Source organism: Tepidiforma sp., assembly GCF_026419595.1.
In the GTDB taxonomy this organism is placed as follows: domain Bacteria; phylum Chloroflexota; class Dehalococcoidia; order Tepidiformales; family Tepidiformaceae; genus Tepidiforma.
The window spans coordinates 46,924-60,454 of record NZ_JANZZD010000001.1 but is presented as its reverse complement, the minus strand read 5'-3'; the positions used below and the strand labels follow the sequence as shown (position 1 = coordinate 60,454).

The 13,531-nt window shown below is 71.6% G+C and carries 13 protein-coding genes; 3 read left to right on the top strand and 10 right to left on the bottom strand.

Features of this window, described 5'->3' with window-relative positions; genetic code table 11:
• Positions 1-2: 2 nt before the first annotated feature.
• On the bottom strand, positions 3-482 hold the full coding sequence (locus N2041_RS00260) for a helix-turn-helix transcriptional regulator (protein ID WP_297674687.1): 480 nt from the start codon (positions 480-482) through the stop codon (positions 3-5).
• Between the two features lie 102 nt (positions 483-584).
• On the opposite strand from N2041_RS00260, the gene N2041_RS00255 reads away from it, so the two are divergent.
• Positions 585-1,061: a hypothetical protein gene (locus tag N2041_RS00255; RefSeq protein ID WP_297674685.1), complete on the top strand. Its 477-nt coding sequence runs from the start codon at positions 585-587 to the stop codon at positions 1,059-1,061.
• A 76-nt stretch (positions 1,062-1,137) separates the two neighbouring features.
• Here the strand turns inward: N2041_RS00255 and N2041_RS00250 are convergent, their stop codons facing one another.
• The 8 genes from N2041_RS00250 to glgP form a co-directional block, all read right to left on the bottom strand.
• On the bottom strand, positions 1,138-1,911 hold the full coding sequence (locus N2041_RS00250; protein WP_297674683.1) for an alpha/beta fold hydrolase: 774 nt from the start codon (positions 1,909-1,911) through the stop codon (positions 1,138-1,140).
• Positions 1,912-2,074: 163 nt separating this feature from the next.
• Positions 2,075-2,440 carry a hypothetical protein gene (locus tag N2041_RS00245; protein ID WP_297674681.1) on the bottom strand — a complete coding sequence of 122 codons (366 nt, stop codon included), beginning with the start codon at positions 2,438-2,440 and terminating at the stop codon, positions 2,075-2,077.
• Between the two features lie 66 nt (positions 2,441-2,506).
• On the bottom strand, positions 2,507-3,148 hold the full coding sequence (locus N2041_RS00240; RefSeq protein ID WP_297674679.1) for a thioredoxin family protein: 642 nt from the start codon (positions 3,146-3,148) through the stop codon (positions 2,507-2,509).
• A 66-nt stretch (positions 3,149-3,214) separates the two neighbouring features.
• Entirely contained in the window at positions 3,215-4,633 is a 1,419-nt protein-coding gene (gene mazG / locus N2041_RS00235) for a nucleoside triphosphate pyrophosphohydrolase (RefSeq protein ID WP_297674677.1), read from the bottom strand.
• A gap of 17 nt (positions 4,634-4,650) precedes the next feature.
• The gene (locus tag N2041_RS00230; protein WP_297674675.1) at positions 4,651-5,640 is read right to left on the bottom strand and encodes a Gfo/Idh/MocA family oxidoreductase; all 990 of its coding nucleotides are present in this window, start codon (positions 5,638-5,640) and stop codon (positions 4,651-4,653) included.
• 34 nt (positions 5,641-5,674) lie between these two features.
• Positions 5,675-7,054 (bottom strand): glycogen synthase, encoded by a 1,380-nt coding sequence (locus tag N2041_RS00225; protein ID WP_297674673.1) that lies wholly within the window; start codon positions 7,052-7,054, stop codon positions 5,675-5,677.
• Complete coding sequence (locus N2041_RS00220; protein WP_297674670.1) at positions 7,051-8,286, bottom strand: hypothetical protein; 1,236 nt, start codon at positions 8,284-8,286, stop codon at positions 7,051-7,053. The genes N2041_RS00225 and N2041_RS00220 overlap by 4 nt, the downstream gene beginning before the upstream one ends.
• 12 nt (positions 8,287-8,298) lie before the next feature.
• Complete coding sequence (glgP, locus tag N2041_RS00215; RefSeq protein ID WP_297674668.1) at positions 8,299-10,851, bottom strand: alpha-glucan family phosphorylase; 2,553 nt, start codon at positions 10,849-10,851, stop codon at positions 8,299-8,301.
• Positions 10,852-10,977: 126 nt separating this feature from the next.
• Between glgP and N2041_RS00210 the strand changes: the two genes are divergently transcribed.
• A complete protein-coding gene (locus N2041_RS00210; protein WP_297674666.1) occupies positions 10,978-11,727 on the top strand; it encodes an HAD family hydrolase in 750 nt (249 codons plus the stop codon).
• Positions 11,717-13,090: an argininosuccinate lyase gene (gene argH, locus N2041_RS00205; protein ID WP_297674664.1), complete on the top strand. Its 1,374-nt coding sequence runs from the start codon at positions 11,717-11,719 to the stop codon at positions 13,088-13,090. The genes N2041_RS00210 and argH overlap by 11 nt, the downstream gene beginning before the upstream one ends.
• A gap of 6 nt (positions 13,091-13,096) precedes the next feature.
• On the opposite strand, the gene N2041_RS00200 is transcribed toward argH, so the two are convergent.
• Positions 13,097-13,528, bottom strand: a complete 432-nt coding sequence (locus tag N2041_RS00200; RefSeq protein WP_297674662.1) for a hypothetical protein — start codon at positions 13,526-13,528, stop codon at positions 13,097-13,099.
• Positions 13,529-13,531: the final 3 nt, after the last annotated feature.

The window sequence follows — 13,531 nt, the reverse complement described above, 5'->3', positions numbered from 1 at the left end:
GCTCAGCCCCGCGCCTGGCTGTCGTCGCCGTCGTCGTCCTGCGGCCCGCCGGCGAAGGCCCGGAAGCCCTCTGCCGCCTGCCGCAGGACCCGCTGATACCGCTCGAGGATGTCGATCCAGCCGCTGAGGAACGCCTCCCCTGCGGCCGTCAGACTGTACATCCGGCGCGCCGGCCCGCTCTCCGACGTGTCCCAGAACGACGACACGAGCCCTGCGCGCTCCAGCTGCCGCAGCGTCCGGTAGACCGTCCCGCTGTCCGATTGCGGCAGCCCGGCCTGCGCCAGCCGCTGCGTCAGCTCGTAGCCGTACGCGTTCCAGCCCCGCAAGAACGCGAGCAGCGTCGTCGAAAGCATCTCCCCGTGGAGCCGCGGCTGCGGCGGAGCCTCCCGCTCCTCCTCGTGGCCGTTGCGGCCGTTGGCCCCGGCGGCCGCGGCGGCCCCGTTCGTTGCATCGTTCGGTGTCGGTGACTTCTTCTTTCCCATCGCTACGTGCAGTATGCACATACCGGCAGGTCGTTGACAAGCATCGCAGCTATCTGTACCTTGCAGATAGCAACGGGCCGCAGCCCACGAAAGGACCACCGCATGACCGCCACCTCCGAAACCGTCCAGAAGTACTACGACGCCCTCATCGAAGGCTACGACCTCCTCGTCGACGCCATCGAAAAGGCCAACGAGCGCGGCATCAAGGTCACCCGCCAGCTCGCCGCCGACGTCGTCGCCGGCCAGCGCGATGCCCTCCAGCTCGGCAAGAAGCTCGCCGCCGAACCGGGCGACCTCGGCCAGCTCTACGCCGCCCTCCTCGAAGCCACGACGGCCGCCCAGGGCCGCGCCCTCGCCTTCACCCAGGTCGCCTACCAGGAAGCCCTCGCCTCCGGCGCCGACGCCCGCGAACTCATCCAGAAGCTCGCCGAGGCGAACCGCGAAACCGCTGCCGCCGCCGTCGAGGTCGCCCGCCAGTGGGCCGGCGCCAACCCCTTCGCCGAGGTCATGAAGAAGAGCCTCGAGGCCTTCCAGGCCCCCGCCGCGAAGCCGAAGAAGGAGAAGGCGGCCACCGCCTGACCCTCTGCGCCGCGACTCGAGAGAACGGCCCGGGCATCGCCCGGGCCGTTGGCGTCATACCAGAAGCCTCCCGGCCTCAGGCCATCCGCAGCCGCCGCGCGATGACCCGGTACGTCCCGGCGTGCACCACCATCCCCAGGTGGCTCGAGTGCACCTCGTCGTTCAGCGCCGGGTCCTCCTCGATGCAGCTCTCCCACTCCACGACGCCGTCCCGGCGGGAGTAGACCGCGTAGCGCGGCACCTCCCAGTCCTCCGGCGCGAGCATGTTCTTCACGAACGTGCACATACAGTGCCCGCTGAAACAGGCCGGCCGCACGTTCTTCGCGAGGCCCGTCCCGCCGTGCTCCCGAAGCGTCGCCGCCGCCGAGATGAGCACCGGGTGCGCCCGCACGGCATCCCGGAACGGCGACCCGAGCGTGATGACCATCGCCACCTCGTCCGGGTGCTCCAGCGCGAGGTTCCGGCTCAGCATCCCGCCGAGGCTGTGCCCCACGAGCCGCACCCGCTGCCCCGTCTCCTTCCGCGCGCGGCGGACCGTCTCCAGCAGCCGGCCGGTGATGTGGTCCGGGCAGTCGACGTTCCGCCCGATGTTCGAGAAGTACGGCCGGTAGCCGATTCGCGCCAGCCACCAGTACAGCTCCACCAGCGAGACGTCGCTCGCGAGGAACCCCGGGACCACTACCACCGGCTCGCCATCCCCGTGCGGCACCCCGAAGCCCCAGTACACCGGCGACGCCCGCAGCGCCAGCCACTCTAGCGGGAACATCGCCTCGCGCCAGATCGGCGTCGCCGCCGGGATGAGCGACGCATCCTCGGCGAACGGGTCGATGGAGTAGGCTGCCTGGCTCATCGCCTCCCCCTTCTGCGCCCTGCACCCCCGCCGTCTACCGGGCGGTAGGCCTGGCGCATGCGCGAAACCCTACCTCCCGTGACCACACGGGGCAAGAGGTTTTTTCTCGCTTGTCGGCAGCGAATCCCCGCGCCTGCAGCCGCGAATCCCCGGATTCGCGCCGTCAGCAGTGCCAGTGGCGAATCAGCCCGTTCTGCCCGCCCGCGCATGCCAGCTCGAACGAGGCGACCTGGATGCCCACCATCGCCACCGCCAGCACCACCACGAACAGCACCGCGAACGCGAGCCCGAGCCCGTTGATCCATTTCCCCGCCGCGAACCCGGCAATCGCCCCGATCGCCAGCAGGCCCCCGTGGAGCACGAGGTACACCGTGTCCCGCTCCGCCGCATCCCGGTCCGAGTGCACCTCAGATACGCCGAGCGTTGCCCGCATCGCCGCCACGTAGCCGGCGAGCAGCAGCACGAGCAGCACGATGGCCAGCAGCCCGCGTCCCCCGCCCGTGCGCATCTCCCGCCCCGTCCCGGTCACCGACGCATTCCACGCCGGGGAGCCCCGCCGATCAAGTGACGGCGAGGCCCCCGGTCGAGCCCGATCTCAGCCGGCCAGCTTCGAACGCAGCAGCGCGATGCATTCGTCGACGGTCGCGACCCGCCAGTTCGCCCAGGTTTCGCCCTTCTGCCAGGCGAGATACCGCTCCCGGGCCGCGGCCCGCGCCGCCTTCAGCTCCTCCTCCGACGGCTCATGGCCGAGCTGCTTCGCAATCCCCGCCGGCGAAATATCGCCCAGCGCCTGCTGCGCGAGGTGCAGCTGCTCGTTCGCCAGCTGCGGCCGCTCGATGAAGTGCGCGATCTCCCGGTGTTCCTTGTCATAAAAGATGAAAACCGGAATGGATTCGAACTCCCCGTCCTTCAGGTACTCCGCCATCATGTCTTTGTTCTGGTCCCGCTCGAAGAACCGGAGCTCCGCGCCCATCGCCTCCGCCATCCGCTGCGCCACACCCGTGCCGCGGTAGACGTCCGGGCACCAGTCCTCGCCGATGACGACGATGTGGTGCGGCCCGTTCGGCCGCGCTGCCAGCTCCTTCAGTGCCGCCTCCTGCTCCGCCGTCAGCTTCGTGCCCTCGTAGTTCTCCACGAACAGCTCGCGGTTCCGAATGCCCGAATCGAGGTACTCCTGGAACGTCTTCCCCTTCTTGAAGCGCTCCAGCGTGATGACCGATTCCTTCGCCTGCGTCATGTGCCTCCTCCGTGCAGGTTGCTGATTGCAACACCCCAGCCTACGCGCCGCCGCGGGCCTTCTCAATCACCCTTCTCCGGCCTTCGCCTCCTCCCAGAGCCGGTCCAGCCCCACGAGGTCCAGCTCCCGCAGCTCCAGCCCACGCTCCTTCGCCAGCCGCTCCACTTCACCGAAGCGCCGCCGAAACTTCTCGTTCGCCCCCCGGAGCGCCTGCTCCGCATCGACCCCGAGCCGGTCGGCGATGTTCACCAGCGTGAACAGCACGTCGCCGAACTCGGCCTCCCGCTCCGGCCCGGCACCCGCCCGCGCGAGTTCCCCGACCTCCTCCGCGAGCTTCTCCAGCGGCCCCTCGATATCCGGCCAGTCGAAGCCGACCCGCCGCGCCCGCCCCTGGATGGCCTGCGATGCCGCCAGCGCCGGCAGCGTCCGCGGCACCCCATCGAGAATCGAGGCCCGCGGTTTCTCCTGCTGCTTCAGCGCCTCCCAGTTCCGGTACACCTCCTCCGCCGTCTCCGCCACCGCTTCGCCGAAGACGTGCGGGTGCCGCCGGATCAGCTTCCGCGCGATGTGCTCCACGACGTCCCCGAACTCGAACGTCCCCTCCCGCTCCGCGACCGCCGCGTGCATCAGCACCTGCAGCAGCAGGTCGCCCAGCTCCTCCTCCAGCGCGGCCGGGTCGCCCCGGTCGATCGCTTCCAGCGCCTCGTACGCCTCTTCGAGCAGATGCGGCCGCAGCGTCGCATGCGTCTGCTCGCGGTCCCACGGGCAGCCGTCCGGACCGTTCAGCCGCCTTACGACATAAGCGAGGCCGTCGAACCGCCGCACGTCCTCCAGCGGCGCCAGCGGCGGCACGTACACCGCATCGAGGTAGCCGAACGGCCCGTAGTCGAGCGCCGCCAGCTCCATCTCCTCGACCCGCTCCTCGGCCGTCCCCAGCCGGCGCAGCACCCGCACCGGGTGGTCCGCCGGGTACCACTCCAGCAGCCGCAGCTTCAGCTCCGAGGCCACCTCGCGCCGGTACACCTGCCCGATGACGGCCGGCCGCCACGTGTCGATCCGCAGGTCCTCCGCGTCGCACACCTGCACGTTGCCCCCGTCGATGCCCAGCCGCGCAATCGCGACGTCCGCGAAGCTGACCCCCGGGTAGACCCGCGCTGCGAAGCCGCGCTCTGCCGCCAGCCGCAGTACCTCCCCGGCGCTCCGCTCCGCCACCAGCGGGTGCCCCGGCACGGCGTAGACCACCGGCCCCCGCTCAGCGGCCGCCAGCACCCGCTCGGCCGCCGCCCGGTACACCTCGTCGAACCGCTCCGCCGCGCCGTACAGGTCGTCGCAGTCGCTCACCGGCCCACCGAACGCCAGCCCCGCCACCGTCGGGTGGTGCCGCGTTCGCAGGATGACCGGCAGCCCCGAGGCGAGCAGCGCTGCCGTCTCCTGCGTCAGCAGCCCCGGGTTGCCCGGCCCGAGCCCGGCGATATGAACGCGCACGTCGCCTTTCCCGGCCGTCATTCGACCCGCTCGACCCCGCCGGATTCGAGGCTCCGGTGCAGCGCCACCAGCAGCTTCGTCACCGCGACGCCGTCCTCGAAGCTCGCCCCCGTGCTGCCCCGTCCCTCCGCCGCCCGCAGGAACGCGGCCAGCCGCAGCGGCGCCCACTGCAGCACCGGCGGGTACCGGTACCGCTCCGACGCCAGCGCCAGTCCCTGCTGCCGGGCGTCGATTTCCGCCGCGCCGCGCGTCCCCACCACCCGGAGCGCGAGGTCGCTCGCCGCCGGCCAGCTGTCCGGCAAAATCCAGCACGCCTCGAACACCCCGTCCGCGCCGTCGGCGTACCGCACGATGGCGTGCACCCAGTCGTACGTCTCGATGCCCCGCCCGGTGAGTTCGCCCCGGCCGCCGAGGGCGTACACGCTCACCGCGCGCTTCCGCCCGAGCCAGAGCGCGAGGTCGAACAGGTGCGACATCAGGTACCACGCGGGCGTCGTCCCGCCGCTCCAGTGCAGCCGCTCCCGCGGCGAAGAGACCGGGTGGTTGAACCGCCCGTTGAACAGACGCACCTCCCCCAGCTCCCCCGCGCTGATCGCCCGTGCGGCCTCCGCGAACGGCGGATTCCACCGCTGCAGCCAGTTCACCTCGGCGTGCACGCCCGCCCGGCGGACCGCCTCCGCCATCGCCTCGGCGTCCTCCGCGGTCGTCGCCAGCGGCTTTTCGACCAGCACCGGGATGCCGAGTCCTGCCAGCTCCTCGACCGGAGCCCGGTGCTGCGCATCCGGCGTCGCCACGTAGGCTGCGTCCGGCAGCGTCTCGCGCACCGCCGTCGCGATATCGCCGAAGGCCCGCGTCCCGGCGGCGTTCGCCAGCTCCAGCGCCCGCGCCCCGTCGATGTCGACGACGCCCGCCGGGGCGACGCCCGGCACGCGGCCCTCGGCCAGCATCCGCGCCATCGCGGAGCCCATCGTCCCGGCGCCGACCACGAGCACCCGCTTCTCAGCCATCCCGGCCGCGAGCATAGCACGGCCGGCCCCGGCGCTACTCCAGCGGCACGATGCCCCGCGCCCGCAGCGCGCTGGTGTACGCCTCGACGTAGTAGGTCGCCGAGGCCCGCCACGAATAGTCCCGGCTCATCCCGTTCCGCTGCAGGCGCAGCCACGTGTCTGGCTCCCGGAACGCCCGCACCGCCCGCTCGTACGCCGAGGCCAGCGAAAACTGGCTGAATTCGTCGAACAGGAAGCCCGTCCCCGTCTCCGGGTGCTCGTCGAGGTCGAGGATCGTGTCCGAAAGCCCCCCGGTCCGCCGCCCGATGGGCACCGCCCCGTACCGCATCGCGATCAGCTGCCCCAGCCCGCACGGCTCGTACCGGGACGGCATGAGGAACAGGTCGCACCCCGCGTAGATCCGCTGCGCCAGCCCCGGGTCGTACCGCGGCGCCAGCCGGACGTGGTCGGGGTACTCCCGCTCCAGCCGCTTCAGTTCGTCCTTCAGCCACTGGTCCCCGTCGCCGAGCACCACGAACTGCCCGCCGGCGAGCACCATCTCCGGCACGATCTGGATGGCGAGGTCGACGCCCTTCTGCTCCGTCAGCCGCGTCACCATTGCCGCGATCGGCCCGTCCGTCTTCGGCAGCCCCAGCTCCTCCCGCAGCGCATCGCGGTTCGGCCACCGCTGCTCCACCGTCGCGAGGTCGTAGTGGTGCCGCACGTGGGGGTCCGTCCGCGGGTTGAACAGGTCGTAGTTCAGCCCGTTCAGGATGCCCATGAGCGCATCGCCCCGCAGCCCCAGCAGCGCCTCCAGCCCCTCGCCGTATTCCCGCGTCAGGATCTCTCGCGCGTACGTCGGGCTCACCGTCGTCACGATGTCGCTGTAGTAAATCGCCTGCGCGAGGAAGTCGTTCAGCTCGTCCGGCCCCCGGTAGCGCAGGTTGTGAATCGTGAACACGCTCGCCACGCCCCGCAGCCGCGGGTTCGACCACGCCTGGTTGCGGAGCCCGAACGCCAGCGGCGCCGTGTGCCAGTCGTTCAGGTGGAGGATGTCCGGCACCCACTCGTCGGTCCGCAGCATTTCGATGATCGCGCGGCAGAAGAACTGGTACCGCAGCAGGTCATCCGGCTCTCCGTAGACGTTCGCCCGGAAGAAATAGTGCCGGTCGCCGACCAGCTCCACCGGCACCCCGCCGACCCCCTCCACCGTCGCGATATCGACGTCCCGCGGCTTGCCCGGGCTGGCGACTCGCAGCAGCCGGTGCGCCCGCGACGCCGCGTGCGCTTCTGCCGCCGAGGCGTGGCACGGTGTCACGACCCGCACGTCGTGGCCGATCTCCTTCAGCCGCTGGGGCAGCGAGGCCGCCACGTCGGCGAGGCCCCCGACCTTCGCGAACGGGTCCACCTCCGCCGAGGCGAACAGGATCTTCACGGCGCCCGGCTCCCGATCAGCTCCCGCTCGAGCTCGACCCGCGCCTCGTTGGCCGCAGCGAGCCGCCACCGCGCCTCCCGCTTCACCGGCTCCGAAGCATCGCCCGCGGCAATCGCGTGCGCCGCGTAGGTTGCCACCTGGTTCAGCAGCAGGAAGCCCCGGTAGATCATCGGGATGCTCCACATCGGCCGCCGGCTCGCCCACCAGAACTGGCAGCTGTGGAGCGCCGGGCCCAGCCGCTCGTAGGCCGCCGCCGCGAACTCTTTCGCCTCCGGCGTCGTCGCGTACCGCCGCGCCACTGCCACCAGGTCGAGGCAGTGGTCGACGTACTCCCACTGCAGCTCGTGAATCCGGTTGCCCGGCGACTTCCAGAGCGGGAACGGATTGTGCGCTGCGAGGTCGTCGAGGCTCGTGCTCCAGCTCGATGCATGCGGCTCGACCACCGGCCCATCCGGGAACAGCTCCAGCAGCTCGCTCGGCAGCACCATCCGCACCCGCGGCGCCTTGCCCTGCGCCTCCGACGCCAGCAGCTCCAGCGTGGCGCCGAGGAACTCCCGCTCCCAGTCGCGGATGTGGTGGCCGTACGTCTCCGCGTCCATCGCCGTCACCACGTAGGCGTCGCGGCCCTGCCCCACCTTCGCGAGGTCGTCGAGGAACGCCTCCGGGTTCGTCTCCCGGAACGAAATCCGGTTGCTCCGGAGGTCATCGCGGAAGAGCACCCGCGCCTGCGCTCCGTTCACGGGCACCCGGCAGATGACGTCCACCGGCCATTCCACCGGGCACGCCACACCGCTGACGATGAGCCACTCATGGCCGCTCGCGTGCACCGAGGCCAGGATGTCCCGGCTGTAGCACATCTCCGGCGGAAAGAACCCGCGCGGGTTCCACGCCCGGCCGAAGGCCGCCCGGTTCGTCCGCGCGTTCTCCGCGATCTGCCGCTTCCGTTCCGCCTCCGGGATGAGCGGCAAAATCGGGTGGTACTTCCCGCTCCCGACGAATTCCACCCGGCCCAGCTCTGCCAGCTCGCGCAGGCCGGCCACGACGTCGCCCAGCCCGTGTTCCTGCAGCAGGTCCGTGAGCACACCCTGCAGGTTGACCGCCACCCGCGCGTTCTCGTGCGCCCGGAGCACGCGGATGAGCGGCCGGTACGACTCCTCGGCTACCTTCGCCAGCACGTCGTGCGTCTGCGTCGGCGGCTGGTAGAAGTGCAGCAGCAGCGCCCAGTAGGTCATCGTCTCCCTCCGCTAGGCCCAGTGCGCGAGCCCCGTGCAGATGACGCCCGGCAGATGCGGGTGCTGCGGCATCACCCGCACGGCGAACCCGACGCGGCCGCCGGAACCCGGCCGGAAGCTCCCTTCGTACCGGCACAGCCGGTCCTCCTGCTGCCCGGCGAACTGCAGCGGTGCCTCGGCCTCGATGCGCAGCTCCCGCCGCGCATCCGTCTGCCCGTACACGATATCGACCCGCAGATCCTCCGGCTGCAGCGGACCCGGGTAGAGCTGGACCCGGACCGTCACCGGCGCATCCGCCGGCCGCAGCTCGCTCCCGTCGTCTTCGACCGCGTACACCTTCACCGCGTCCCAGCCAGCCCGCACCCGTTCCAGCCACGCCGCCAGCTCCCGCGCCCGCCCGAGGTTCTCGGCCCGCAGCGCATGCCACGCCGACGCGGCCGGCCCGTAGGCCCGCCGTGCATAGTCCGAAACCATCCGGCTCGTGCTGAACTGCGCCGCGTACGTGACGATCGTCTCCTTCATCCGCCGCACCCACTCCCGCGGGATGCCCTGCCCGTCCCGCTCGTAGAAGAGCGGCGCGACCTCGCCCTCGAGCAGCCCGTACAGCGATTCGGCGTCGAAGGCGTCCTGCGCCTCCGGGTCGTCGTCCACCCGGTTCCGGCCGATCGCCCAGCCCGTCCCCGGCCGGTACGCCTCCCACCACCAGCCGTCGAGCACGCTCAGGTGCAGCACCCCGTTGGCGCACGCCTTCATCCCGCTCGTGCCGCTCGCCTCCAGCGGCCGCAGTGGCGTGTTCAGCCACGCATCCGAGCCCGCCACCAGCAGCCGCCCCAGCTCCACGTCGTACCGCTCCAGTAGCACCAGCCGGCCCCGGAACTCCGGCGACCGGCTCACCTGCACCACCTCGCGGATGAGCGCCTTCGCGCCGTCGTCCCGCGGGTGCGCCTTCCCCGCGAACAGCACCTGCACCGGCCGTTCGAAGTCATCGAGGATGCGCGCCAGCCGCTCGAGGTCGCGGAACAGCAGCGTCGCCCGCTTGTACCCGGCGAACCGCCGCGCGAATCCGATCGTCAGCACCTCCGGGTCCAGCACCGGGCCGCCCCCCGGTTCGTTTGCCGGCAGCCCCCGCCGCAGCATGTCCTCGGTGTACTGCTGCCGCGCCCGGAGCACCAGCTGCTGCCGCTGCCGCTCGTGCACCCGCCACAGCTCCTCGTCCGGGATGTCGTAGACGGCGGCCCAGTTCGCGCTCGCGGGGTCGTCCCGCCATGCCGGCCCCACGTACCGGTCGAACAGTTCCCCCATCTCGTGCGAGACCCACGTCGGCAGGTGGACCCCGTTCGTGATCGCGTCGATGGGGATCGAATCGTGCGGCAGGTTGGGCCACGCCGACTCCCACAGCCGCCGCGACACCCCCCGGTGCAGCTGCGATACCCCGTTCCGGTAGCCGCTCAAATTCAGCCCCAGCACCGCCATCGAAAACGGCTCGCCGTCGTCCCCCGGCCGCGTCCGCCCGAGGTCGAGGAACGCGCGGTCATCGAGCCCCAGCCGAGCCCAGTAATGCCCGAGGTACCGCCGCAGCAGGTCCGGCGGGAAGAGGTCGATTCCCGCCGCCACCGCCGTGTGCGTCGTGAACACCGTCGCCCCCGTGACCGGCAGCCGCGCCTCGGCGAACGATGCCCCGAACCGCTCCATCGCCGCCCGGATCCGCTCGATGCCCAGCAGCGCCGAGTGCCCTTCGTTCATGTGGCAAACCGCCGGCTCGATGCCGAGCGCCTGCAGCAGCCGCACGCCGCCGATCCCCAGCACCATCTCCTGCTGGATGCGCATCTCGTTGTCGCCGCCGTACAGCCGGGCCGTAATCTCCCGGTCCGCCGGCGGGTTCCGCTCGATGTTCGTCGTCAGCACGTAGAGCGGCGTCTTCCCGACGTCGATCCGCCACGCCTGCGCCCACACCTCCCGGCCGTCGAACGGCACCGCGACCTCCACCGGCCGCCCGCTCGCATCCACGACGTGCGCCATCGGCAGCGCCGCCGGGTCGAGGTCGAGGTACACCTCCTGCTGCCAGCCGTCCGGTGAAATCTCCTGCCGGAAGTATCCCTGGTGGTAGAACAGCCCCACGCCCACCAGCGGCAGCCCGAGGTCGCTCGCCGATTTCAGATGGTCGCCCGCGAGCACGCCCAGCCCGCCCGAGTAGTTGGGCAGGCACTCCGCCAGCGCGAACTCCAGCGAGAAGTAGGCGATGACGTCCCCCGGCTCCAGCCCCTCCACCTCGAGCAGCGGCGCCCGTCCGAGGTACGCCTCCAGCGCCGCGGCCACCCGCCGCTGGTGTTCGAGGAACCCCTCGTCCTCCGCCAGCTCGTGCAGCCGCTCCTGCCGCACCAGCTGCAGCAGCCGCACCGGGTTGTGGTCCGTTTCCCGCCAGAGCTCCCGGTCGATTCGCTCGAAGAGCGCCGCGGCATCCGTGTTCCAGGTCCAGTACAGGTTCCGCGAGAGCTTCCGCAGGGGCTCCAGCGGCCCGGGGAGGTTCGGTTCGACGATGAACGTCCGCGCAGCCCGAATTCGCATCCCCCCATTCTAAGCGCGCCCTTCCGTACGCCGGTAAACGGCTGAAGAATTGCCCGGTGTCCCGTTGCCCCGTCCTCTGCGATCATCGTGACGACGGCTTCCGCCGCCGCGAGGTCACCCCGAGCCATGCCCGTCCGCGCGGTCCTCTTCGATGTCGGCGATACCCTCTGGCACGCCGCCGAAGCGCCGCCCCCGGCGGAATTCCGCCGGCGCGCCGCCGAGCGGGCCGCTGCCTTCCTCGCCGCCAACGGCATCGAGGGCGGCGACCCCGACCGGCTCGCCCGCGCCTGCTGGGACGCGATGGACGGCGCCATGCGCGCCGCCCGCGCCGGCGACCTCGTCGAACCCGACTACCCCGCCATCGCAGCCGAAGCCGCCGCGGCCCTCGGCGTCCGCCTCGACCGCGGCCTCGCTGCCGCCTTCCTCGAAGCGATCTACGTCTCCGGCGCCGAGGGCGGCAAAGCCGCCTACCCCGACGCCCGTCCCACCCTCGAGGCCCTCCGCGCCCGCGGCTTCCGCCTCGGCATCGTCACCAACCGCGCGTTCGGCGGCGACCGCTTCCGCGCCGACCTCCGCGAAGCGGGCCTCGATATCGACTGGGATGTCATCGCCGTCTCCGTCGAAGTCGGCTACCTCAAGCCCCACCCGCGCCTCTTCGAAGCCGCGCTCGAAACGCTCGGCCTCCAGCCCGCGGAGGCAGCGATGGTCGGCAACTCCCTCGCCGAAGACATCGCCGGCGCGCAGCGGCTCGGCATGCCCGCGGCCTGGAAGCGCTCACGCCCCGACGCAGACGGCGTCGTGCCCGACTTCACCTTCGACCGCGTCAGCGAGCTGCTCGACTGGTCGCTCCTCGCGGAGGCTGCCCGTGTCCGCTGATGGCCGCACGTGGGGCGGCCGCTTCGAAGGCGCCGTCGCCGACCTCACCCTCCAGTACACCGCCGGCATGGACCGCGACCTCTGGGAGTTCGACATCGCCGGCTCGATCGCCCACGCGCGCATGCTCGGCCGCCAGGGCATCATTCCCGCAGCCGACGCGGACGCGATCATCGCCGGCCTCGAGGCCGTCCGCGAACAGTTCCGCCGCGGCGAGGTCGCCTGGCGCCCCGAGCTCGAAGACATCCACACCCACATCGAAGTCCTGCTCCGCGAGCGCATCGGCGAGCCCGCTGGCCGTCTCCACACGGCCCGCTCCCGCAACGACCAGGTCGCCCTCGTCAACCGCATGGCCGTCCGCGCCCTCTGCGATGACGCCGCTGCCGCGCTCCGCGAGCTCATCGCCGTCATCTGCGACCTCGCCGAGCGGCACGCCGCCGACCCGATGCCCGGCTACACCCACGTCCAGCGCGCCCAGCCCATCACCCTCGGCCACCACCTCCTCGCCTACGGCGAAATGCTCCTCCGCGACCGCGACCGCTTCCGCGACTGCCGCCGCCGCACCAACGTCATGCCGCTCGGCTCCGGCGCGCTTGCCGGCTCGCCCTACCCGCTCGACCGCGAGATGGTCGCCCGCGAACTCGGCTTCGACGCCGTCTCCCGCAACTCCATCGACGCCACCTCCGACCGCGACTTCGTCGCCGAGTTCTGCTTCGCCGCCGCCATGACGCAGGTTCACATCTCGCGCCTCGCCGAGGAGATCATCCTCTGGGCCAGCGCCGAATACGCCTTCGTCCGGCTGCCGGATGCCTTCGCGACCGGCTCGAGCATCATGCCGCAGAAGAAGAACGCCGACGTCGCCGAGCTCGCCCGCGGCCGCGCCGGCCGCCTCGTCGCCGAACTGACCGGCATCCTCGTCACCCTGAAGGGCCTCCCCCTCGCCTACGACCGCGACCTCCAGGAGGACAAGAGCTACTACCTCGCCGCCGGCCGCACGCTCATCCCGACCCTGCAAATTTTCGCCGCGATGCTCCCGGCACTCGAATTCGACCTCCCCCGGATGCGCGAGGCCGCCGGCCAGGGCTACGCCCTCGCCACCGACATCGCCGATTACCTCGTGAAGAAGGGGATGCCCTTCCGGCAGGCGCACGCCGTCGTCGGCGGGCTCGTCCGCGAAGCGGAATCGCGCCGCTGCGAACTCAACGAACTCCCCTTCGAGGTCTACCGCGCCGCCAGCCCGCTCTTCGAGCCCGACGTTCTCGCGATTACGGTCGAGTCAGCCCTCGCCGCGCGCGACATCCCCGGCGGCACGGCCCCGCGGCGCGTCCGCGAAGCCGCCGCAGAGCTCCGCGCCCTCCTCGCCTGACCCTCGCTACGGCCGCCGAATCCACACCCGCCGGATGACCACCGTCTCGCTGACCGCTGCCGCGTCGGCGTACGGGTCGTCGATAGCCGCCGGCGCAGCCTCGTTCGCCGCCTGCTGGCGCGCATTCGGGCGCGGCCGCTTCGCCTTCGGCCGGACGGCGCTCACCGCGCCCTTCGCCGCCTGACGCGCGAGGTACTTCCCGGTCAGGCTCATCCCGACCTGCAGCGCCGTCCCGATGGCGACCGCCGTCACCGCCTTCTTCACCGGCGCGGGCAGCGCGGCGCGCTCCCGCTCGTACCGCTGCGGCGTCTGCGGCGCAGCGGGCGCGACGGCCACCTCCCGCAGCGCGGCGAGGTACATCCCGCACTGGCGGCAGTAGTTGTCGGTCGGTTCGTAGGCGGCGGTGCAATCGGGGCAGGCAGGCAGCGGCGGCGTCATGGC